This window comes from Rahnella sp. PD12R (assembly GCF_019200965.1).
GTDB classification, from domain to species: Bacteria; Pseudomonadota; Gammaproteobacteria; order Enterobacterales; family Enterobacteriaceae; genus Rahnella; species Rahnella laticis.
Genome location: NZ_JAHTMS010000003.1, coordinates 466,852 through 487,312, shown reverse-complemented (window position 1 = coordinate 487,312; position 20,461 = coordinate 466,852). Strand labels below are relative to the sequence as shown.

Here is a 20,461-nt window from a genome sequence, read left to right as displayed (position 1 = left end):
ATCGGGTGCTGAACATGATCGAATTCCTACAAACTATCTGAACACACCGACGGCTTCCACCAGCCGGTCGGCCTGTCGTTTCAGGCCGGTGGAGGCGTGCGCGCCTTCCTGAACCTGAAGTGAATTCTGATGTGTGATCCGGTCGAGTTCCTCGATGGCTTTGGCGATATCCAGTAATCCCAGATTTTGTTCGCTTGTCGCGTTACGAATTTGCCCGATCAGTGACGAGACATTTCGCACCTGATAAACAATTTCCGCCATCGTCTTACCGGCCTGATCAACCTGCTTTGATCCCGACACAACGGTCTCGACGCTGGTGTCGATCAGTCTTTTGATTTCGCTGGCGGCGCTTGCACTTCGTTGTGCCAGGCTGCGAACTTCACCGGCCACCACCGCAAATCCTTTTCCCTGTTCTCCGGCGCGGGCCGCTTCGACTGCCGCATTCAGTGCCAGAATATTTGTCTGGAATGCGATGCCGTCAATGACATTGGTGATGGTCGCAATCTGTTGCGAACTGTCGGTGATTTCCTGCATTGTGCCGACGACTCCCTGCATGGCGTTACTGCCTTTTTCCGCTGCGGCGCTGGCGGTCAGCGAAAGTTTATCGGCTTCGGCGGCCGTTTGCGTATTGCTTTCAACGGTCGCACTCATTTCATTCATCGCGGCGGCAGTCTCACCAACATTCGCGGCGGTCTGTTCAGTCCGCTGACTCAGCGCTTCGTTTCCGTTTGCCAGAGATTCACTGGCGGTGCGGACTTTGTGTGCCTGATCGTTAACGTCGTCCACCATCCACCGGCAGATCAATCCGAGCTGGCCAACCGAGCGTAGCGTCATCCCGATTTCATCGACGCGTTCCATCGGCGTGATCGTATGACTCGCACCGCTGGCAACCCGCAATGTCTGATGACAAAGTTGTTCGACCGGGCGCGTGATTTGCCATTCAAGCCAGAAGCCTAAAAGCAAAATGAAAAATGTGCTGAGCGCATATGCAGAATACAACTGAGCTGACGGCAACGCGGTGAGTGTGGAAATTGCCAGAGAGTTAAGCAGGAATAAAAGGAAGAGCCCGCTGCGGATCCGTCCGCGAACCGAAAGCGTTTTTAAAATTGAAAACGGGCGGGTGATGCCGGTGCGGATCAGCAGACCCCGGAACAACCGGCGGTTGTTCAGCTCGCCACGATTCATTTTGTCATAGAGCGCCTGAGTGTCAGAAATTTCGGTCGCCGTGGGTTTGGTCCGGACAGAAAGATAGCCTTTGGTTTTTCCGCCACGAATAATCGGCACCACGTTTGCCCGAACCCAATAATGGTCGCCGTTTCTGCGGCGATTTTTTACCAGCGCCGTCCAGGGAAAACCTTGCTGCAATGTGGCCCACATATCTTTGAAAGCGGACGGCGGCATGTCGGGATGCCGGACTATATTGTGGGGCTGACCGATAATATCTTCACTGGCAAAACCGCTGACTTCAATAAAAGCATCATTGGCATAGGTAATATGGCTGTCGGCGTCAGTCGTTGACATCAATGTAGCGTCGTCCGGGTACTGATATTCCCGCTGTGATACAGGTTGATTATTGCGCATAGTGACATTTCCATGGCCAGACTGCGATTTGGAGGAGATAAAAGAGGTTTAACTCTTTAGATGTCGGCATAACCAAAATTTTCTTTAGGGCTGAAAGCACGTTATTGAAATTAATGTATTCAGGTGGCAAAACGGGAGATATTTTCGCCAATTTATAAGCTACAACGATGTGTTCAGTTGAAAATATGCGCTATATCATTATGTGTGCTGTTTTTATGACCAATCTTTCAGGCGCCAATCTCCGTCATAACTCCTTCATTTTTCTTTATTCATTCTTCCTGTGACTCCAGACTTAATAGGTCTGGAGTCACAAACTTTTTGCCTCTGTTTCGCGGGCTTGCTATAACTGCGCACTGTGATTTTTCTGATGGATTTCAGCGGGCGGGCAATGTGGTTTCAGTAACAGAAGTCGAAGCGGATTTTGCCGCCGAAAATGTAGGCCGCCACGTTCTGGCCTATCTTCAGCAGGTCAAAATGACACCGCTGGCGGAACTGGACGATTTTGACGAAGAGGGCAATGCGACGGTCCGGCAGGTGATCAATATCTGGATCCGGCTTTCGCTGATGCTGACCCGACGTCGTCCGGAAATTGCTGTATCTTCTTTGATGAAACATGTGCTGCCGGTGATCGGGGATGTACCGCTGAACAAAATTACGCGCCTGCGCCTGAACCGGTTGTTTAATATTTTGCTGGCCGAAGGGAAAATTTCGGAAGCCAAACGGGTTTTTGCACTGTGTAAGCAATTTTTTGGTTGGGCAGAAACGCAGGGTTATCTGGCACATTCGCCGCTGAGTTCTATGAAACGCCGTGACGTCGGTGGCCGCAACACGCCGCCGCGTGAAAGAGCGCTGACCGATGCCGAAATCTGGGTGTTCTGGCATGGTCTTGATTTATGGGATATTTCAGAACAAAGTCGCTGGGCATTACGACTGTGTTTGCTGACCGCAAGACGGCCGGACGAAGTGATCCGTGCGCGGAAAGACGAATTTAATTTGCGAATTGGCGTCTGGCGACAGGGCACCCGAAACAAATCAGCCCGCGATCACAGTCTGCCTCTGACGCCGCTGGCGATTATTTGCATCAATGCTTTATTCGATGCCAGCCCGAAAGACAGTGTCTGGCTGGTTCCTTCCCCGAAAGACGCACAGAAACCGTTATCCAGAGGCGCAATTACGCAGGTGATCCGCCGGATGTTGCGCGCCGGGCGTGGCCTGGGCATCGATGCTTTTACGACCCGCGACTTACGCAGGACGGCACGCTCCAAATTATCGTCCCTCAATGTTCCCAACGATGTTGCCCGCAAAATTATGAATCACTCGCTGGAAGGCATCGACAGGGTTTATGACACTCACGACTATTTACCGCAGATGAAACAAGCGCTCGAAGCATTTTCTGACAATATAAAGGGCATTATTGACGCCCCGGATTACTTCGATTTACGCCACAAATATGAAGGCGAGTTTCTGGAACTTCCGGAAATTTCGCTGCTTTATATGGAAAGATAACGTCATTTAAATGAATTTCAGGCTTGTTCATCTTCATCTGTAAAAATACCGGGCAGCGATCCAAACCTCTGCTGGCACGGTTTGCAAAGTTGAACTGCTACACTTGGATATTGTTCGTCGTTGCCAGAAGATAAAGGAAATTATGATGCATTCACCACAATCAAACATGGCCGGTTTACCCGACCCGACCCGGACAATCCTGCTGAGTACCGGAACCGCGGAACAAAAGCGTCAGGAAATTCGCGCGTACTTTATTCAGACATGGGAACTCTATGAAAGCCTGTTTGATTGCCTGACCGACGAACGTGCATATTTCACTAAGGCGATTTCACTGCGCCATCCGCTCATTTTTTACTTCGGCCATACTGCGACTTTTTACATCAATAAACTTATGGCGGCGGGGCTGATCCCGCAGCGTATTGATTCCCATATCGAGGCGATGCTGGCGATCGGCGTTGACGAAATGAGCTGGGACGATCTCGACGATCAGAATTATAACTGGCCTAATGTCACCAATTTACGGGCATATCGCGATAAGGTTCGCGAAGAAGTTCTCGGCATTATTGATGCGATGCCGCTAACGCTCCCCGTTGGCTGGGACAGCCCGGCGTGGGTAATTCTGATGGGCATCGAGCATGAACGTATTCATCTGGAAACATCCAGCGTGCTGATCCGTCAGTTGCCGGTGGGCTGGGTCACCCCGCAGCCGCACTGGCCAGCATGCAACATTGCCCGCCATGACCGTCAGACCGTACCAGAAAACGAAACTCTGGCAGTTAAAGGTGACGTTGTCACGCTCGGTAAGCAGGACGACACTTACGGCTGGGATAATGAATACGGTTCAGTAACACAGAAAATTCAGGCATTTAGCGCCAGCAAAATGCTGGTCAGCAACGCAGAATATTTTGCTTTTGTAGAAAGCGGCGGTTATCAGGACGCAAAATGGTGGGATGAAGAAGGCGCCGGGTGGCGGGACTTTGCTCAGGCCGAAATACCGACTTTTTGGGTCGGATCGGCAAGCGAACCGGAGCAACTGAAGCTGCGGTTAATGACCGAAGAAGTGGAGATGCCGTGGGACTGGCCGGTTGAAGTGAATCAGCTGGAAGCGGCAGCATTTTGCCGGTGGAAGGCGGTACAAACGGGCGAATCTGTGCAGTTACCGACGGAAGCTGAATGGATGATTTTGCGAAATCAGGTAGAAGGGGACCAGCCTGATTGGGAAACTGCGCCGGGTAATATCAATCTCGCCTGGTGGGCGTCGTCATGCCCGGTCGATCACTTTGCGCAGGGGCATTTCTTCGACATTGTGGGGAATGTGTGGCAATGGGCGTCCACGCCGATCAGCGGCTTTGAAGGTTTCCGCGTGCATCCGCTTTATGATGATTTTTCCACGCCAACGTTTGACGGCAAACATTCGATGATTAAAGGTGGAAGCTGGATTTCTACCGGTAATGAAGCGCTGAAATCCTCGCGTTATGCGTTTCGTCGTCACTTTTTCCAGCACGCCGGTTTCCGGTATGTGATATCCGGTCATCAGGAAACACAGACGGTGAATCCTTACGAAACGGATGGTCTGATCGCGCAGTATCTGGATTTCCAGTACGGGCCGCGTCATTTCAATGTACCCAACTATGCTGAACAACTGGTTGATATTGCGGTTAAAAATGTCGATTTACGCAGAAGGGCGCTGGACATAGGTTGTGCGACCGGACGCGCAAGTTTCGAGCTGGCACGATATTTTGATTCTGTTGTCGGGATGGATTATTCGGCCCGATTTATTGATGTTGCTTTAGCGCTGGCTCGCGGCGAAGCCTGTCGTTATGTTATTCCGGAAGAGGGTGAGCTGGTCGATTATTGTCAGGCCTCATTGTCAGAAGTGAATATCGGTGCAGAGCAAACCGGCCGCGTGAGTTTTGTACAGGGCGATGCCTGTAACCTGAAGCCGCAGGGCGAACTGTATGATCTGGTTCTGGCCGCGAATTTACTGGACCGTTTGCGCGAACCGGCACGTTTTCTGAAAGATATCGCGCCAATGATCCGCAGTGGCGGGGTGCTGATGTTGTCCTCGCCGTATACCTGGCTGGAAGAATTCACGCCGAAGCAAAACTGGCTCGGCGGTTTCCGCGAGAACGGAGAAGCGGTGACAACGCATCAGGCTTTGCGTCGTTTGCTGGCCAGCGACTTTGAGGAGATTCAGGTTCCGCAGGATATTCCGTTTGTTATCCGCGAAACAGCCCGCAAATTTCAGCACACGGTTGCAGAACTTACGCTGTGGCGTAAGCGATAAAACGTAGGCAGATTTCTGTCAAAAATATCAAACGGTCACGAAAAGTGGCCGTTTTTTATGCGGGCCACCATTCCTGATTGAATGAGGGTAATTGTTGTAGTCAAAGTTATCGCTGAATTTCGTTGTTCGAAAATATAAGAATGTTGTAACTAAAATCCTGTATGACGGTAAAAGACAAAAGACCTGTGTTCAATCATTCCTGATTTAGTGACACACTGCCGTTATTGCGACTTTAGGACATATGTCTTCTGATGAAATTGATTCTGCCTGGTTTGTTGTTAATGCTTATCGCCGGTACTGTTTCCGCCGCATCTGTTTCAGGATTGACCGAAGCACAATGTGTTGCCTTGAAAAACACGCGTATTCCGGCTTCCAGGATTGGACTTCCGACGCGTGGAGCCGTGATAACGACCGTCGCGATCGCCGGTCAGCCCGTGGAAACCCATTGCAAGCTCGAAGGGCAAATCAAACCGGTTGACGTTAATGCGCCAGATATACAGTTCCAGCTTTATCTGCCCCTCGTCTGGAATGGCAAGGCGCTGCAACTCGGCGGCGGGGGATTCGATGGTGCCATAAAAGGGGCGGATACCGCTCGGCTCGCGCCCGCATCCGTACCCGGCGCCCTGAAACAAGGATATGCCACCTTTGGCAGCAATTCCGGCCATCAGGGTGGGGTATCCGATGCGTCATTTACGCTGAATGAGGAAGCCTGGAAGAATTTCGCAGGTGCGCAGATTAAGAAAACGCACGACGTGGCAGTTGCACTAATTGAACAGGCTTATGGCCGAAAACCGTCGCGTCTCTATTTTCAGGGCAACTCTCAGGGCGGGCATGAGGCGCTGGCCGCCATTCAGCGGTATCCGCTCGATTACGACGGTGCTATTGCGATCCATCCGGTTTATAACGTTGTCGAGCTGCATATGGCAGGCATTCGTATCGGACAGACTGTTTACAATACGCCGGGAGCCTGGATTTCACCGGCGAAGGCCGCGCTGATATCCAATACCGTTTTTGGTGCCTGTGACAAGCTGGACGGGCTGACCGACGGCGTGGTCGCCAATGTGAACGCGTGCAGGGCGGCCTTCAAACCGAAGAGGTTACGTTGTCACGATGGCAAGGATGACGGCGATCTTTGCCTCTCTGATGCACAATTATCTTTGGTGGAAATGCTGAGTAAACCGGTGCCTTTGGGCGTGAGTTTACCCACTGGCGATCACTTTGCACCCTGGCCGATTTTGCTGGGTGCGGATGCCCCTGCACTGGTCAGCGTATTCGGTTCCGGCGCTGATAAGCCGAAACCTGCTGCATCGAACATCATCATTTCCTTCCCTTATATGATGGGCGATCAGGCTGTGCGGTATGAAGTGATGCGTTCGCCGGATTATGATTCCCTGCAATTTAATCCCACGGAACATGCGGCACGGCTGAAAGAACTGGCGTCAGAGGTTGATGATGACAATGCAGATATCAGCGCTTTTGTTCAACACGGTGGAAAATTACTGCTGATGCACGGCACGGCAGACATGGCGGTGCCGCCGGGAAATACGCTGGCTTATTACGAAAAGCTCAAAGCGCGGTTTGGAGAGAAAGAATTGCATCAGTTTGCGCGATTCTATCTTGCGCCCGGATTTACGCACAGCAGCGGCCCTTTCCGCGTGAGCTGGGATTCTCTCGGCACGCTGGATAAGTGGGTAGATCACGGCATCGATCCCGGTCAGCAGGTCATGACTGATACCAACAAAGCCACCGCCGGTCGTGAAATGCCGCTGTGCGAGTACCCGCAGTTTCCCAAATATAAAGGGCAGGGAGACACAAAATCAGCCTCGAGTTTCGTGTGTAGGACTGACTGATTCCGCCCGCTACTGGATGAATATCCGCCGTTTGGCGGGTACTCATTTCTGATCAAATGCAAGTTAATTTACCTATATATAATCACAGGTGAATGAACGTTCTCAAAAAACTTGAACATCCGTCCAAGTCTTGGCATTATCCTGTGCTGTCTCTTCACCTTCGGATTTTTCAAGTGGCCTATCTCTGTAAAGAAGCGCGCAAGACAACCATTCTTGAAGCCGCCGCACGGGTTGCGCGCTATGAAGGATTGGCTGCCACCACGGTGCGCCGTGTTGCTCAGGAAGCGGGCGCGGCCACCGGTCAGGTTCATCATCATTTTTCCAGCGCAGGAGAACTTCGCGCGCAAGCCTATACGCAGGTGATGAAGATCCTGAAAGAACAGTTGCTGGAAAGAAGCCAGCAGATGACCGCCCGCGAACGGCTCAACCTGCTGCTGATTGATCCGCAAGATGATCAGTCGCTGATGGCCATTCCGCTCTGGCATGAGGCCATGTTGCTGACTGAACAGGAGCCGCTGATGAAAGCGGCATTTGCCTTGTCGGTAGCCGACTGGCACGAACTGGTATCTGATGCGATTGAATTCGGTCGCGAGAAAGGGGAATTCTCCAAAGGCGAATCTCCGGAGCATATATCCTGGCGGCTAATAGGTCTGAGCAGCAGTATGGATGCCATGTCGCGCCTCGATACGCTCGGGTTAACCAGTCAGTGTGCGGAATACAATTTACACCGCGCTATCCAGAACGAGTTGTACGTCAGCGAAGCTGGCTGTAAGGAAACCTCTGATGTTTAAAACTTATTTGCTGCTCGGCCTGGCGATTGTTGCCGAGGTTATTGCGACCAGCAGCCTGAAAAGTTCTGAAGGATTCACCCGTTTGTGGCCAAGCGTTGTCACACTGCTGGGTTACACGATTGCCATCTTTTTATTGTCTCTGACCCTGAAAACGCTGCCGACCGGCATTGCTTACGCGATCTGGTCCGGCGTCGGTATTGTCCTGGTCTCCGCCATTGGCTGGTTTGGTTATGGGCAAAAGTTGGACACCCCGGCAATGATTGGCCTCGGGCTTATCATCGCGGGCGTGATTGTCGTGAACGTGTTTTCAAAATCTGTCGCGCACTAACTATGGCGACTTTATCGCAGCACAGGGAGTTCATTTTGCAGAGCGAACAAAAACCTGATTTCCATGATGACTTGATCAAAGAGCTACTCTACTGGATCGAAGTCAACTTAAGTGATCGTCTGACCATGGAAAAGGCCTCGAAGAAAACCGGCTATTCTCCCTGGTATCTTCAGCGTTTGTTTAAAAGTAAAACAGGTTTTGCGCTGGGCAAATACATTCGTGACCGTCGTCTGACGATGGCCGCGATTGCTTTGCGGCTCACCAATATGCCGATCCTCGATATTTCGCTGTATTACTCTTACGATTCTCAGCAGACGTTCACCCGTTCGTTCAAAAAGAACTTTGCTGAAACGCCGGGAATGTACCGCCGGAATGCGTCGTGGACCATGAGTGGCATCACTGCACCGCTGACCGTGGATGAATTCCCGCAGCCGGAATATGAAATTGTAGAATTGCCGCAAATGGCATTCGAGGGCCAGACTTCAACGCATTCATATCCGATTGAAGCGCTGTTTAACGCCAAGAATCACGTACATCGTGCCGAACTGTTGCGCTATCTGGAAACGCCGGAATCATTACACGCGCCGGTCTGGGGCTTATCCGATTGTCGCCCTGATACGAATGATGAAGTCGCCAATGCATTACAGATGGATTATACAGTCGCGCATGAAGTGAAGATCAGCGACAACCATGACATTCTGGTGCCCGCCAGCCGTTATCTGAAAATCCGTTATCCTTATGATCTCAGCCGTCTGAATGACTTCATTCTGTATTTGTATTCAGTATTTCTGCCAACGCTCGGTCTGGAATTCATCATGCAGCCGGATCTGGAAAAATACTCCCGGGAATCTGCGCTGAACGGTGTGACCTGCGAATATTACATTCCGCTGGCCCGGCACTGATTTCCACACCTGCAAATACACAAAAGCCTCCCGAATGAGAGGCTTGCAGGAAAAAACATATCTTTAATTAAAGACCATACCACCGTCAATCAGTAACGCCTGACCGGTCATATAATCGGAGTCCGGGCCAGCAAGGTAGGAGACGCAAGCGGCAACATCTTCTGGCTCTGAAAGACGTTTCAGGGTGATGTTTTTCGCAAACTCCTTCGTGCCGTAGCCCACAGGCTGACCTGCGGCCGCAGAAACCTGGCGGTCAATCTCTTCCCACATCGGCGTTTTCACGATGCCCGGGCAATAGGCGTTAACGGTAATCCCCAGTGAAGCCAGATCGCGTGCTGCGGTTTGTGTCAGCCCGCGCACGGCAAATTTGCTGGAACTGTAGATAGCCAATTCAGGGTTACCGACATGGCCCGCCTGAGAAGAAGCATTAATAATTTTGCCGCCATGTCTCAGGGATTTGAACGCTTTCACCGCCGCCTGGATCCCCCAGATAACGCCTTTCACATTGATGTTATAGACTTTATCGACGATTTCCGGCGTGATGTCTTCGATCAGCGTTGTCGGTGCGATCCCGGCATTATTCACGATGACGTCAAAACCGCCGAGCTGTTTTGTTGCTGCCTCAACGGCGGCAAAAACCTGTTCGCGGTTTGAAACATCAGCCAGCTGAGCAATTGCTTTACCGCCCGCATGATTAATTTCTTCGGCAACTTTCTTCGCTGTTTCCTCGTTGTAATCCACAACCGCAACAGCAAATCCATCCTTCGCCAGACGAAGCGCAATTGCACGGCCAATCCCCTGGCCGCCACCTGTTACTAAAGCCACTTTTCCATTTTTAGACATACCACTATCCTCTATGTATTCGGTTTCTTTTCAGGTGCTGCGCGCAAGGCACGGCCAGACCAGCCCGGTACCTTTGCGTGAGCTCCGTACTGGTTTACGCCTCTGACTCTGCATGTGCAAATGTTAGCCACGGTAATTAACTGTACTCACCCTACTAGTCAGTAAGCGTCAGAATATCAGGCGGAGTCGGGTAGAATGCATGAACCGAACGCAATAAAGGATGTTGGAATGACAGAGTCAAACCGTGCCGCTTTCCGAGAACGCCTGACCGTGTTGGCGCAATCGCTACAGTTAGCACCCCAGGTAGCCGAGAATCAGGTTTTGGATCGCATGGCGCTGAGTTTTCGCAAATTGCTGAACTTTCTCGCTGAAGATAACAATCTGACGCAGAGCGTTTTTCTGTTACCCCCGGAAGGGCCGGAAACTCAGGCGATGCTCACCGCCGCCATTTCCAAAAATCTGGCGTTCAGCCAGCAGGACAAACTGTTTCGTAATGATATTCCGGCTGAACTTCTGGCGCAGTGTTTCACCGGCATGCTGGTACAGCTCGCACATCAGGCCGCCAGCCCGGCACAGCGGCACCAAAACAGCCTCGCTTGTGCAAAACTGTTCTGTGAAGGTGTCTGGCTGAGGGAATAGGGAAGAGATTCTGCTTTATTCTATTAATGAGAAAGCAAAGCATAAATCGTTGGTTCAAATCACAGTGCAGAAACGGTTAACTGAAGTCATTCCAGCGGCAGACGATGTCTGCCTGTTTCTTTAAACAGACGCAATGATCAACCGGAGGCCTGTATGTCAACGACTGCACAAACTACTGAGCAACGCTCGTTATGGCAGCGCATCACTCATCGTAAGGTGAAGGATCAGACTGAAGAAAAGGCGCAGGACACATCGCGTCTGCTGGAGAGTTTTCTGGCGACAGGATGCCTTTACGGCATTGACGTGGGGAACACAGACCCGGCGTGGTTTCGCCGCTCCTGACCGTTATATTCGCTTGTTGCGCTTCAGTTACTGGAACGAACTGTGCAACGGGCAAACCTTCTCCTGATAGTGCAAAGCTGTACCCTGAATAGTTGGTGTTACCGTTGCGCTGTGTGGACAGCATAGCTGTAGCATCAGGTATGAAGGTTGTTGTGGAAAGTCTCTCTGACCTCGTCGTAGAAATTTTAGTTCTCTCTCATTTGTTGAGCCCATAACTTTCGCCGGTTATGGGTTTTTTTATGCAAAAAAAGCCCCGCAATCAGGCGGGGCAACAATAAAGCCGTTGACAGGGATCACGGCAAGTTAATGCGAATAGTTAAAACCAAGGAAGGGTAAATTGAATTGCAGTGATGATTCTGCAAGTCGGGAATTAATTTACCACAAAGTAATTCCTTATTTGAAATATATTATTTATATGGTTTAGCTTTAAGTATTCACAGAACATATAATTAAACGCCTTTGAAATATTTAGCAATAAATAATAAAGCCAAATTCAATAATTCCCCTACAAAACAAGGGAACTATATAGGTAGTATTAGTGCGAGCACCAACTCATTAATAAAGTACATATAATAAATTCAAGTATTCAATTAAATGATAAAGGAATGACGTCATGAAATTAAAAGCACTGGCTCTTATTATTCCAGCATTACTGGTGGCAGGCGCAGCGCATTCAGCTGAGATTTATAACAAAAATGGCAATAAACTTGACCTGTACGGTAAAGTCGATGCACGCCATCAATTCTCTGATAATGCTGGCGACGATGGTGACGAAACTTACGTCCGTGTTGGCTTTAAAGGCGAAACTCAGATTTCTGACCAACTGACCGGTTACGGCCAGTGGGAATATAACGTTCAGGCGAACAACACTGAAAATAACGGCACTTCAGGTAACGCAACCCGTCTGGGTTTTGCAGGTCTGAAATTCGGTGACTATGGTTCATTCGATTATGGCCGTAACTACGGCGTAGTGTACGACGTAGAAGCCTGGACCGATATGCTGCCAGTGTTCGGTGGCGACTCATATACCTACACCGATAACTTCATGGTTGGCCGCGCAAACGGTGTTGCAACATATCGTAATAACAACTTCTTCGGCGCAGTTAACGGTCTGAGTTTTGCAGTGCAATATCAGGGCGCTAATGATGGTGATAACAACAACGAAGGCGTGGATGGTTACCATGCATTGGGCGAAGGCACCAACAATGGTCGTGATGTTCGCCACCAGAATGGTGACGGTTATGGTTTATCCACGACTTATGATTTCGGCATGGGTATCAGCGCAGGTGCAGCTTATGCTTCTTCTGACCGTACTAACGATCAGACAGCTGATCAACGTGGTGATAAAGCTGACGTCTGGACGATTGGCGCGAAATATGATGCTAACAGCGTTTATCTGGCCACCATGTATTCCGAAACACGTAATATGACGCAATATGGTGACATTGGCGACATTGCAAATAAAACTCAGAACTTTGAAGTAACCGCACAATATCAGTTTGACTTTGGCCTGCGTCCGGAAGTTTCTTACCTGCAATCTAAAGGGAAGGATCTAAATAACGGTTATGGTGGCAAAGACAACGATAAAGATCTGGTTAAATACGTTTCTGTTGGCTCTTACTACTACTTCAACAAAAATATGTCTGCGTATGTTGATTACAAAATCAACCTGCTGGACAACGATGATGACTTCTATACAAACCAGGGCATCTCTACCGATGACGTTGTTGGTGTAGGCATGGTCTACCAGTTCTAATTATTTAGCGTAAACCTGAATATTAAGAGCAATCAAAACCCATCTTCGGATGGGTTTTTTACATTTAAATCTAAATTAATATTTATTATTCCAACCACTGCGCAACACCACCGTGGCGTGAACAAGTTCCCCGGTGATGTGTGCTGAAACTATAAGTTCCATCACGACATTGCGCAGAAGCCCCTTCGGGGATGTTGCCGGATTTACTGTGTGCTGGTTTATGGACGCTTTGCCCGTCGGAATTAATATAATCGCCTTGTTCTATAAGTTCGCTATCCTGAGAGTTATTTTGTTTTGCCAGGGCGGGTTGAAAAAGCAGAAAGCCAGTGATTATTAAACAAGCGAATAATCGCATGATGTTGCTATCATCCGGTGATAAAAAGGTGTGCGCAAAGCGTACTCTCCGTTTACAGCGTTGCAATCCTGATATTTAACCATTAATGACGTGCTTAACTGAGGTGCTTCAACCTTTTTCAAGCCATATTCCTGCCTGGGTAAAATTTTGGTTAAGATTCGTTTAAAAAGCCGACAAATCCTTGCCTGATCCTCCTGAAAAATCTCTCAAGCGCTTGAATTTAAAGAGGTGAAAACCGTAAATAACCGGGGTCGATTATTAAGCGATTTGTGCCCTACATGATTGAAATCTATTGATAAATCGCATGTACAACCGACGGAGTATTTGGTATATTATTGACCAGATCACGTACAGGGCTATTTCTCTGTGATACGGTGTTTTACCTAAGACTTGGTTTCTCAGGACAATGACATGTTAGATTATCGCTTTCCGACAGCTATGCAGATGGTGTTTTGTATCGCTCAGTCCCAAAAGGCTGGTCAGCGCTGCACCAGTGCGATTTTAGCAACGGGTCTGGAAGCCAACTCCAGTTTTATCCGCAAACTGATGGTGCCGCTGACTCAGCACGGCATTATTGTCTCCACTCTCGGTCGTACCGGCTCTATTAATCTCGGGCGCCCGGCGGAAGAAATCTCTCTGCGCGATATTTACTGTGCGGTCATTGAAGATAAGCGCCTCTGGGCTGCCCGGCCTGATGTTCCGGCCCGCTGTGTGGTCAGCGCCAATGCCTGTACATATTTCAAAAACATCGTCAACGAAGCCGAAGAAGCGTCGCTTCAGGTCTTAGCCCGTCATACCGTTGCGGATGCGCTGGCGGAGTTCGAACGCGGCGGTAAGTACAAATGCACCAAAGATCTGGCAGCAGAATACGCAGAGAATGTTTCCTGCTCTAAGTAAACCGCAGAGAGAATTTATACCCGTAGCGTGAATTTCAAATATAAAAAAGCCGGGAGATTTCCCGGCTTTTTGCTGTCTGGATTTTGTGCAGTGATATCAGACCGTCTGCGTTTCCAGCACCACTTTCTTACGTGTAACAAGCTTGCGCAGTGCGACGTAAAACACTGGCGTCAGGAACAGCCCGAACAGCGTCACACCTAACATGCCGGAGAACACGGTAATACCGGTCACGCCGCGCACTTCCGCACCGGCACCGTGGCCGAGTATCAGTGGTATGGTCCCCGCAATGAACGCAATCGACGTCATCACGATAGGGCGCAGACGCAGGCGGCACGCTTCGAGCGCGGACTCGATAATCCCTTTGCCCTGAATTTCCAGTTCGCGGGCGAACTCCACAATCAGGATGGCGTTCTTACAGGCCAGCCCCATCAGAACCACCAGCCCGACCTGTACGAAGACGTTGTTATCGCCGCCGGTCAGCCAGACGCCAAACAGCGCGGAAAGCATCGTCATTGGCACAATCAGGATCACCGCAAGCGGCAGCGTCCAGCTTTCGTACAATGCGGCGAGCACCAGGAACGCCAGCAGTACAGACATCGGGAAGACGATCAGCGCCGCATTGCCCTGTGTAGATTGCTGGTAACTCAGATCCGTCCATTCGATATTCATGCCGTTTGGCAGCAGATTTTTCGACATCGCGGTCAGCTCGGTCATTGCCTGCGCCGAAGAAAGAATCCGCGGGTCAGCATCGCCAATCAGATCAGCCGCCGGATAACCGTTATAACGGATCACCGGGTCAGGCCCGTAGGTGGTAGTGATATTGAGCATGCTGCCAATCGGCACCATCTCACCTTTGTCGTTACGGGTACGCAAATTGCCGATATCTTCCACGCTGTCACGGAACTGGCCATCGGCCTGCGCCATCACTTTCCAGGTACGTCCAAAACGGTTGAAGTCATTGATGTACGACGAACCGAGATAAACCTGTAGCGTACTGAATAACTCATCCAGTGAAACGCCCTGAGCCTTGGCTTTATCGCGGTCGATATGCGCATCAAGCTGCGGCACGTTGGCCTGATAAGAGGAAATCGGGTAGCCCATTCCCGGCGTTTGCATGATGGCACCGGACATCGTATTGATCGCCGTTTGCAACGCACCGTAACCCAGCCCCGCGCGATCCTGCACGTAAAGCGAATAACCTGAACCCTGACCTAAGCCGAGGATCGGCGGCGGCATAATTGAGAAGGCAAACCCCTCCTGAATCTGCGAGATTTTTGCGTTGATTTCCGCGTTAATCTGCGCCGCCGTACGGGTACGTTCGCTCAGCGGTTTCAGGGCGAAAAATACCGTCCCGGTGTTTGGCGTATTGGTAAATTGCAGCGCATTCAGGCCGGGGAAGGCCACTGCGTCAATCACGCCGTCCGTACTCAGGCCCATAGCGCTGATTTTGCGGATCACCGCATCAGTGCGCGAGAGTGAAGAACCTTCCGGCATTTTCACACCGGCAATCAGGTACAGTTTGTCCTGCGTCGGAATAAACCCACCGGGCACCGCTTTAAACATAAATGCGGCGGCGCAAAGCAGCAGAACGTAAACACCAAATACCGCGCCGCGGCGACCCAGCGTTTTTGATACCGCATTCTGATACTTATGCGAACTGGCGTTGAAGAAGCGGTTGAACGGCCGGAAGAGCCAGCCAAATAACCGGTCAATCAGCCGCGAGGGCATATCCTTCGGCGCGCCGTGCGCTTTCAGCAATAACGCCGCCAGAGCAGGGGAAAGCGTCAGTGAGTTGATGGCTGAGATCACGGTAGAAATCGCAATCGTCACCGCAAACTGCTTGTAGAACTGGCCGGTCACGCCGGAAAGGAAAGCCATCGGCACGAACACCGCACACAGCACCAGCGCAATCGCCACAATCGGCCCGGAAACTTCCCGCATAGCCTGATGCGCGGCCTCGCGTGGCGCTAAACCTTCCTCAATATTACGTTCGACGTTTTCCACCACCACGATGGCATCGTCGACCACGATCCCTATCGCCAGAACCAGCCCGAACAAACTGAGCGTGTTAAGCGAGAAACCGAGCAGATACAAAATGCTGAATGTCCCGATCACGGAAATCGGTACGGCCAGCAACGGAATGATCGACGCACGCCAGGTTTGCAGGAACAGAATCACTACCAGCACGACCAGCACCACTGCTTCCAGCAGCGTATGAACCACAGCGCTGATGGAATCACGGACAAACACGGTCGGGTCATACGGCGCGCGCCAGGTCATACCTTCCGGGAAACGCGTCGACAGCTCGGCCATTTTTGCACGCACGGCGTCGGACAAATCAATCGCATTCGCGCCCGGCGACTGGAAGATACCAATCCCGACCGCATCCTTATTATTGAGCTGCGAGCGCAGGGCGTAACTGCCGGAACCCATTTCGATACGTGCGACGTCACGAAGACGGACGATTTCGCCATTGTCACCACTTTTCAGGATGATTTTGCCGAATTCGTCTTCATCTTTCAGACGGCCCTGCGCGTTGATAGACAGCAAATAATCGCTGTCTTTCGGCATCGGTTCTGCGCCCAGCTGACCGGCAGAAACCTGCACGTTTTGCTCCTGCATCGCTTTCACGACGTCAGATGCCGTCAGACCCCGCGCCGCAACTTTATTCGGATCGAGCCACACGCGCATGGCATATTCGCCCGCACCGAAAATCTGAATCTGACCGACACCCGGCAGGCGCGCCAGCTCATCTTTCACCTTCAGCGTGGCGTAGTTACTCAGATACAACGAGTCATATTTACCGTTCGGCGACACCAGATGCACCACCAGCGTTAACGTCGGTGACTGTTTCTGCGTGGTCACGCCCTGACGGCGCACATCTTCCGGCAAACGCGCTTCGGCCTGCGCCACGCGGTTCTGCACCTGAACCTGTGCCTGATCCGGATCGGTACCCGGACGGAAGGTCACGGTCGTCACCAGCACGCCGTCGGAACCGGCAACTGATTTCATGTACACCATGTTTTCAACGCCGTTGATGGCTTCTTCCAGCGGCGTCGCCACGGTTTCAGCAATCACTTTCGGGTTAGCGCCCGGATATTCAGCGCGAACCTGCACACTCGGCGGCACCACATTCGGGTATTCGCTGACCGGCAACAGGGGAATGGCAATCGCCCCGGTGACCAGAATTAAAATCGACAAAACAGCCGCAAATATTGGCCGGTCGATGAAAAAGCGGGAAAAGTCCATGAGTCAGGATTCTCTTTTATTGAACTGCGGCGGGAGTAGGCGTCACGCTGTTGGCCGCCATAGCGACGGTTTTCGCGTTTACCGGCATTCCCGGCATAAAGACTTTTTGCACGCCGTCGATAATCACGCGGTCACCGGCTTCAAGGCCTTTCTGAATGATGCGAAGGCCCCCGGACATCCGCCCGAGTTCCACATCACGACGCTGCGCTTTGCCGTCTTTATCCACCACGTAGACAAACTTGCGATCCTGATCGGTCAGCACGGCTTTATCGTCCACCAGCATGGCGTTGAACTGCGCGCTGCCCGGCAGTTGCACGCGGGCAAACAGTCCCGGCGTAAACGTGCGGTCGCGGTTATCAAGCAGGGCGCGCATACGGATAGTGCCGGTGCCAGAATTGAGCTGGTTATCGGTGAAATCGACCACGCCCTGATGGGGATAGCCATTTTCGCCAACCAGACCAACATGAACCGGCAGGCGGTTTTGCGGGTTATCGCTGCGCTGGCCGTCACGCGCCATCGCCTGGTAACGGAGGAACGTGCCTTCATCAACGTCAAAATAGACATACACGGTATCAAGGGAAACCAGCGTCGTCAGTACGCTCGCGGTATCACCGGCTGTCACCAGATTACCGGTGGTGATCATGGCGCGGCTGGCGCGTCCGTCAATCGGCGAGGTTACGCGGGTAAAATCAAGATTGAGCTGCGCCATGTCCAGTTGCGCCTGCGCGGCCAGAACGTCTGACTGCGCCTGCGACGCGGCAGAACGGCGTTGCTCAGCGATTTCTTTGGAAACTGCCTGCGTACCGATCAGCGCTTCGGTGCGTGCGGATTCGCTTCGGGCCAGACCGGCCTGATTGCGGGCGCGGACCAGTTCGGCCTGCGCCTGTTCCTGCGCCGCGCGATAAGTCCGGTCATCAATGGTGAATAACACCTGACCTTTTTTGACTTCCTGTCCTTCCTGATAATTCACTTTGTCGATGTAACCCGACACGCGCGGACGGAGCTGAACGCTCTGAACCGCTTCGACGCGGCCATTAAAGGCATCCCACTCGCTGATTTGCCTGATTAAAACATCGGCCGCGCTGACCTGCGGAGCAGGCGGAGCGGCGTTTTGCGCCACGCTGTTATCGCACCCGGCAAGCAGGGCAACAACCAGCGCAATCCCGGAAAGACGCAACGTCAAAGGCATGCCGCCGGAGCGGCCGCGTGCATTAACCTGTGATTTTTGCAGGTTCATCATTATTTTTATTTCCAGTGAAGTAAGTGCTGCCAGGCAATACACCGGCCTGTCCTCCGGGTAACGTCCTTTGCCTGATCTGACTTTTTTGGGGCTTGTGCCGTTCATCAGCACAATTATGTATCAATGTCTGATACAGTTAGTTCGAGGGGATTGTAGGGACGCCGCTACTAAAGTGCAAGAAATACTGTTACACTTTCTGTGCTATTTTACAGAACGTTTACTTCGGGGAAGTGGACTATCCCGTAACGATAAATTAAATGCAATAGTAAAACTTGCATTTAAGTCAAAACTGCGTCACTTTATAAAAAGACGAGCTGCCCCGGGGGGGCGCCGAACAATAAAAAAGCCGGAGAGAAAGTCCATGAGAACCGAGGATTTCATTCACGACCTGATCGACTGGATCGATCACAACCTGGAAGAGCGTCTGGATATTAAAACCGTCGCCAAGCGGGCAGGGTATTCACGCTGGTATCTGCAACGGATGTTCAAAGAACACACCGGTTTGCCGATGGGTGAGTACATTCGTGAGAAAAAACTGAAGAAGTCTGCCGATATGCTGGCCAGCAGTGGCGAACCTATCGTCAGCGTGGCGATTTCGCTGGGCTTTGATTCGCAGCAGTCGTTTACCCGCAGTTTCAAACGCCAGTTCGGACAAACGCCGGGCGACTGGCGCCGTGGCCTGAGCCTGGCAACGGAATGTCAGGGCTGCCTGCACTGAGTTTCCTCTCCGCTTTCTCTTCTCTCTGAGACGGCGTGTACCACTGGCCCGGCTTTCGTCGGGCAGTGAATTTTCTTCCCCATCTTTTATTCCAATCCCTTTAAAACCCCACGCAGACCGATCCGGTACGCTTTCTGCTGCGCATTTTTCACTGTTTCCTTCACCCGTTTTAGGCATCTGCCTGCCTTCTCCTGTGCCTGCAATAGTCAGGACGTGATCAACCCAACAAAAAACAACATCAAAGTTCACATAAATTGAAATGATGTTTCAATTTGTTGAGTTGTGCGAATTTTGTCGCTAAACTCGCTCCATTACTTCGGCGCCGGGCCGTGCCCGACATCATTCAAGACGTCCGACGGAATCGCGTATTCGCCTCCGTTTTATGAAAAAAGGAAACATCATGATTCTGGATAATTTCTCTTTGCAGGGAAAAGTGGCTGTTGTCACCGGCTGTGACACCGGATTGGGTCAGGGTATGGCCGTAGGTCTGGCAGAAGCGGGCTGTGACATCGTGGGGATCAACATTGTTGAACCGACGGAAACCATCGAACGCGTGGGCGCAACCGGCCGTCGCTTCCTGAGCCTGACCGCCGATCTGAGCGATACCAAAGTGATCCCGGCGCTGCTCGAACGTGCCGTCGCGGAAATGGGGCATCTGGATATTCTGGTCAACAACGCCGGGATTATCCGTCGTGAAGACGCCATCGAGTTCAGCGAAAAGAACTGGGATGACGTCATGAACCTGAACATCAAATCCGTCTTCTTCATGTCTCAGGCCGTCGCGAAACAGTTCATCGCGCAGGGTGCCGGCGGGAAAATCATTAACATCGCGTCGATGCTTTCCTATCAGGGCGGCATCCGTGTGCCTTCTTATACCGCGTCAAAAAGTGCCGTGATGGGCGTGACCCGTCTGCTGGCGAACGAATGGGCGAAACACAATATCAACGTGAACGCCATCGCGCCGGGGTATATGGCAACCAACAACACCCAGCAACTTCGTGCCGACGAAGCGCGCAGCGAAGAAATTCTGGGCCGCATTCCGGCCGGGCGCTGGGGTTTACCGTCCGACCTGATGGGGCCGGTCGTTTTCCTGTCGTCTCCGGCTTCTGACTATATTAATGGCTACACAATTGCCGTCGATGGCGGCTGGCTGGCGCGTTAATCCCGCCACAATTCA

Annotated in this window: 17 protein-coding genes; 12 read left to right on the top strand and 5 right to left on the bottom strand. The window is 51.6% G+C overall.

Annotation, left to right across the window (positions count from 1 at the left end; genetic code table 11):
- Positions 1-33: 33 nt before the first annotated feature.
- Positions 34-1,581, bottom strand: a complete 1,548-nt coding sequence (locus KWG64_RS09240; RefSeq protein ID WP_218521703.1) for a PAS domain-containing methyl-accepting chemotaxis protein — start codon at positions 1,579-1,581, stop codon at positions 34-36.
- Between the two features lie 390 nt (positions 1,582-1,971).
- On the opposite strand from KWG64_RS09240, the gene KWG64_RS09235 reads away from it, so the two are divergent.
- The 6 genes from KWG64_RS09235 (at position 1,972) to KWG64_RS09210 (ending at position 9,245) form a co-directional block, all read left to right on the top strand.
- Positions 1,972-3,087 carry a site-specific integrase gene (locus tag KWG64_RS09235; RefSeq protein WP_255562131.1) on the top strand — a complete coding sequence of 372 codons (1,116 nt, stop codon included), beginning with the start codon at positions 1,972-1,974 and terminating at the stop codon, positions 3,085-3,087.
- Positions 3,088-3,232: 145 nt separating this feature from the next.
- Entirely contained in the window at positions 3,233-5,374 is a 2,142-nt protein-coding gene (gene ovoA, locus KWG64_RS09230) for a 5-histidylcysteine sulfoxide synthase (RefSeq protein ID WP_218521749.1), read from the top strand.
- 401 nt (positions 5,375-5,775) lie between these two features.
- A complete protein-coding gene (locus tag KWG64_RS09225) occupies positions 5,776-7,224 on the top strand; it encodes a tannase/feruloyl esterase family alpha/beta hydrolase (RefSeq protein WP_255562130.1) in 1,449 nt (482 codons plus the stop codon).
- Positions 7,225-7,397: 173 nt separating this feature from the next.
- Positions 7,398-8,015 carry a TetR family transcriptional regulator gene (locus KWG64_RS09220; RefSeq protein WP_195813442.1) on the top strand — a complete coding sequence of 206 codons (618 nt, stop codon included), beginning with the start codon at positions 7,398-7,400 and terminating at the stop codon, positions 8,013-8,015.
- Positions 8,008-8,343, top strand: a complete 336-nt coding sequence (locus KWG64_RS09215) for an SMR family transporter (RefSeq protein WP_195813441.1) — start codon at positions 8,008-8,010, stop codon at positions 8,341-8,343. The genes KWG64_RS09220 and KWG64_RS09215 overlap by 8 nt, the downstream gene beginning before the upstream one ends.
- Positions 8,344-8,378: 35 nt before the next feature.
- Positions 8,379-9,245, top strand: a complete 867-nt coding sequence (locus KWG64_RS09210; protein ID WP_218521702.1) for a helix-turn-helix domain-containing protein — start codon at positions 8,379-8,381, stop codon at positions 9,243-9,245.
- Positions 9,246-9,308: 63 nt separating this feature from the next.
- Here the strand turns inward: KWG64_RS09210 and KWG64_RS09205 are convergent, their stop codons facing one another.
- On the bottom strand, positions 9,309-10,088 hold the full coding sequence (locus KWG64_RS09205; RefSeq protein WP_218521701.1) for a (S)-acetoin forming diacetyl reductase: 780 nt from the start codon (positions 10,086-10,088) through the stop codon (positions 9,309-9,311).
- A 228-nt stretch (positions 10,089-10,316) separates the two neighbouring features.
- On the opposite strand from KWG64_RS09205, the gene KWG64_RS09200 reads away from it, so the two are divergent.
- The 3 genes from KWG64_RS09200 (at position 10,317) to ompC (ending at position 12,825) form a co-directional block, all read left to right on the top strand.
- Complete coding sequence (locus KWG64_RS09200; RefSeq protein ID WP_218521700.1) at positions 10,317-10,727, top strand: hypothetical protein; 411 nt, start codon at positions 10,317-10,319, stop codon at positions 10,725-10,727.
- Positions 10,728-10,880: 153 nt separating this feature from the next.
- Positions 10,881-11,069, top strand: coding sequence for a hypothetical protein (locus KWG64_RS09195; protein WP_195813437.1), 189 nt, complete (start codon positions 10,881-10,883; stop codon positions 11,067-11,069).
- A 613-nt stretch (positions 11,070-11,682) separates the two neighbouring features.
- Complete coding sequence (ompC, locus tag KWG64_RS09190) at positions 11,683-12,825, top strand: porin OmpC (protein ID WP_218521699.1); 1,143 nt, start codon at positions 11,683-11,685, stop codon at positions 12,823-12,825.
- Between the two features lie 85 nt (positions 12,826-12,910).
- Here ompC and KWG64_RS09185 read toward each other — a convergent pair whose 3' ends face one another.
- On the bottom strand, positions 12,911-13,180 hold the full coding sequence (locus tag KWG64_RS09185) for a DUF3761 domain-containing protein (RefSeq protein WP_195813435.1): 270 nt from the start codon (positions 13,178-13,180) through the stop codon (positions 12,911-12,913).
- Positions 13,181-13,591: 411 nt separating this feature from the next.
- Here KWG64_RS09185 and KWG64_RS09180 point away from each other — a divergent pair, with 411 nt between their 5' ends.
- A complete protein-coding gene (locus tag KWG64_RS09180; protein ID WP_195825935.1) occupies positions 13,592-14,077 on the top strand; it encodes an Rrf2 family transcriptional regulator in 486 nt (161 codons plus the stop codon).
- 96 nt (positions 14,078-14,173) lie between these two features.
- On the opposite strand, the gene KWG64_RS09175 is transcribed toward KWG64_RS09180, so the two are convergent.
- The gene (locus tag KWG64_RS09175) at positions 14,174-17,326 is read right to left on the bottom strand and encodes an efflux RND transporter permease subunit (RefSeq protein WP_218521698.1); all 3,153 of its coding nucleotides are present in this window, start codon (positions 17,324-17,326) and stop codon (positions 14,174-14,176) included.
- A 16-nt stretch (positions 17,327-17,342) separates the two neighbouring features.
- Complete coding sequence (locus KWG64_RS09170) at positions 17,343-18,515, bottom strand: efflux RND transporter periplasmic adaptor subunit (protein WP_229906038.1); 1,173 nt, start codon at positions 18,513-18,515, stop codon at positions 17,343-17,345.
- Positions 18,516-18,927: 412 nt separating this feature from the next.
- Here KWG64_RS09170 and KWG64_RS09165 point away from each other — a divergent pair, with 412 nt between their 5' ends.
- Positions 18,928-19,284 (top strand): helix-turn-helix domain-containing protein, encoded by a 357-nt coding sequence (locus KWG64_RS09165; RefSeq protein ID WP_095925761.1) that lies wholly within the window; start codon positions 18,928-18,930, stop codon positions 19,282-19,284.
- 400 nt (positions 19,285-19,684) lie between these two features.
- Positions 19,685-20,446, top strand: a complete 762-nt coding sequence (gene kduD / locus KWG64_RS09160) for a 2-dehydro-3-deoxy-D-gluconate 5-dehydrogenase KduD (protein ID WP_218521697.1) — start codon at positions 19,685-19,687, stop codon at positions 20,444-20,446.
- The last annotated feature ends 15 nt before the right edge of the window (positions 20,447-20,461 follow it).

Excerpts from the sequence above, each read along its gene's own strand:
- KWG64_RS09240 (WP_218521703.1), bottom strand. The coding sequence starts at position 1,581 with ATGCGCAATAATCAACCTGTATCACAGCGGGAATATCAGTACCCGGAC.
- ovoA (WP_218521749.1), top strand. The coding sequence starts at position 3,233 with ATGCATTCACCACAATCAAACATGGCCGGTTTACCCGACCCGACCCGG.
- KWG64_RS09215 (WP_195813441.1), top strand. The coding sequence starts at position 8,008 with ATGTTTAAAACTTATTTGCTGCTCGGCCTGGCGATTGTTGCCGAGGTT.
- KWG64_RS09205 (WP_218521701.1), bottom strand. The coding sequence starts at position 10,088 with ATGTCTAAAAATGGAAAAGTGGCTTTAGTAACAGGTGGCGGCCAGGGG.
- KWG64_RS09200 (WP_218521700.1), top strand. The coding sequence starts at position 10,317 with ATGACAGAGTCAAACCGTGCCGCTTTCCGAGAACGCCTGACCGTGTTG.
- KWG64_RS09195 (WP_195813437.1), top strand. The coding sequence starts at position 10,881 with ATGTCAACGACTGCACAAACTACTGAGCAACGCTCGTTATGGCAGCGC.
- ompC (WP_218521699.1), top strand. The coding sequence starts at position 11,683 with ATGAAATTAAAAGCACTGGCTCTTATTATTCCAGCATTACTGGTGGCA.
- KWG64_RS09185 (WP_195813435.1), bottom strand. The coding sequence starts at position 13,180 with ATGCGATTATTCGCTTGTTTAATAATCACTGGCTTTCTGCTTTTTCAA.
- KWG64_RS09180 (WP_195825935.1), top strand. The coding sequence starts at position 13,592 with ATGTTAGATTATCGCTTTCCGACAGCTATGCAGATGGTGTTTTGTATC.
- KWG64_RS09175 (WP_218521698.1), bottom strand. The coding sequence starts at position 17,326 with ATGGACTTTTCCCGCTTTTTCATCGACCGGCCAATATTTGCGGCTGTT.
- KWG64_RS09170 (WP_229906038.1), bottom strand. The coding sequence starts at position 18,515 with ATGCCTTTGACGTTGCGTCTTTCCGGGATTGCGCTGGTTGTTGCCCTG.
- KWG64_RS09165 (WP_095925761.1), top strand. The coding sequence starts at position 18,928 with ATGAGAACCGAGGATTTCATTCACGACCTGATCGACTGGATCGATCAC.
- kduD (WP_218521697.1), top strand. The coding sequence starts at position 19,685 with ATGATTCTGGATAATTTCTCTTTGCAGGGAAAAGTGGCTGTTGTCACC.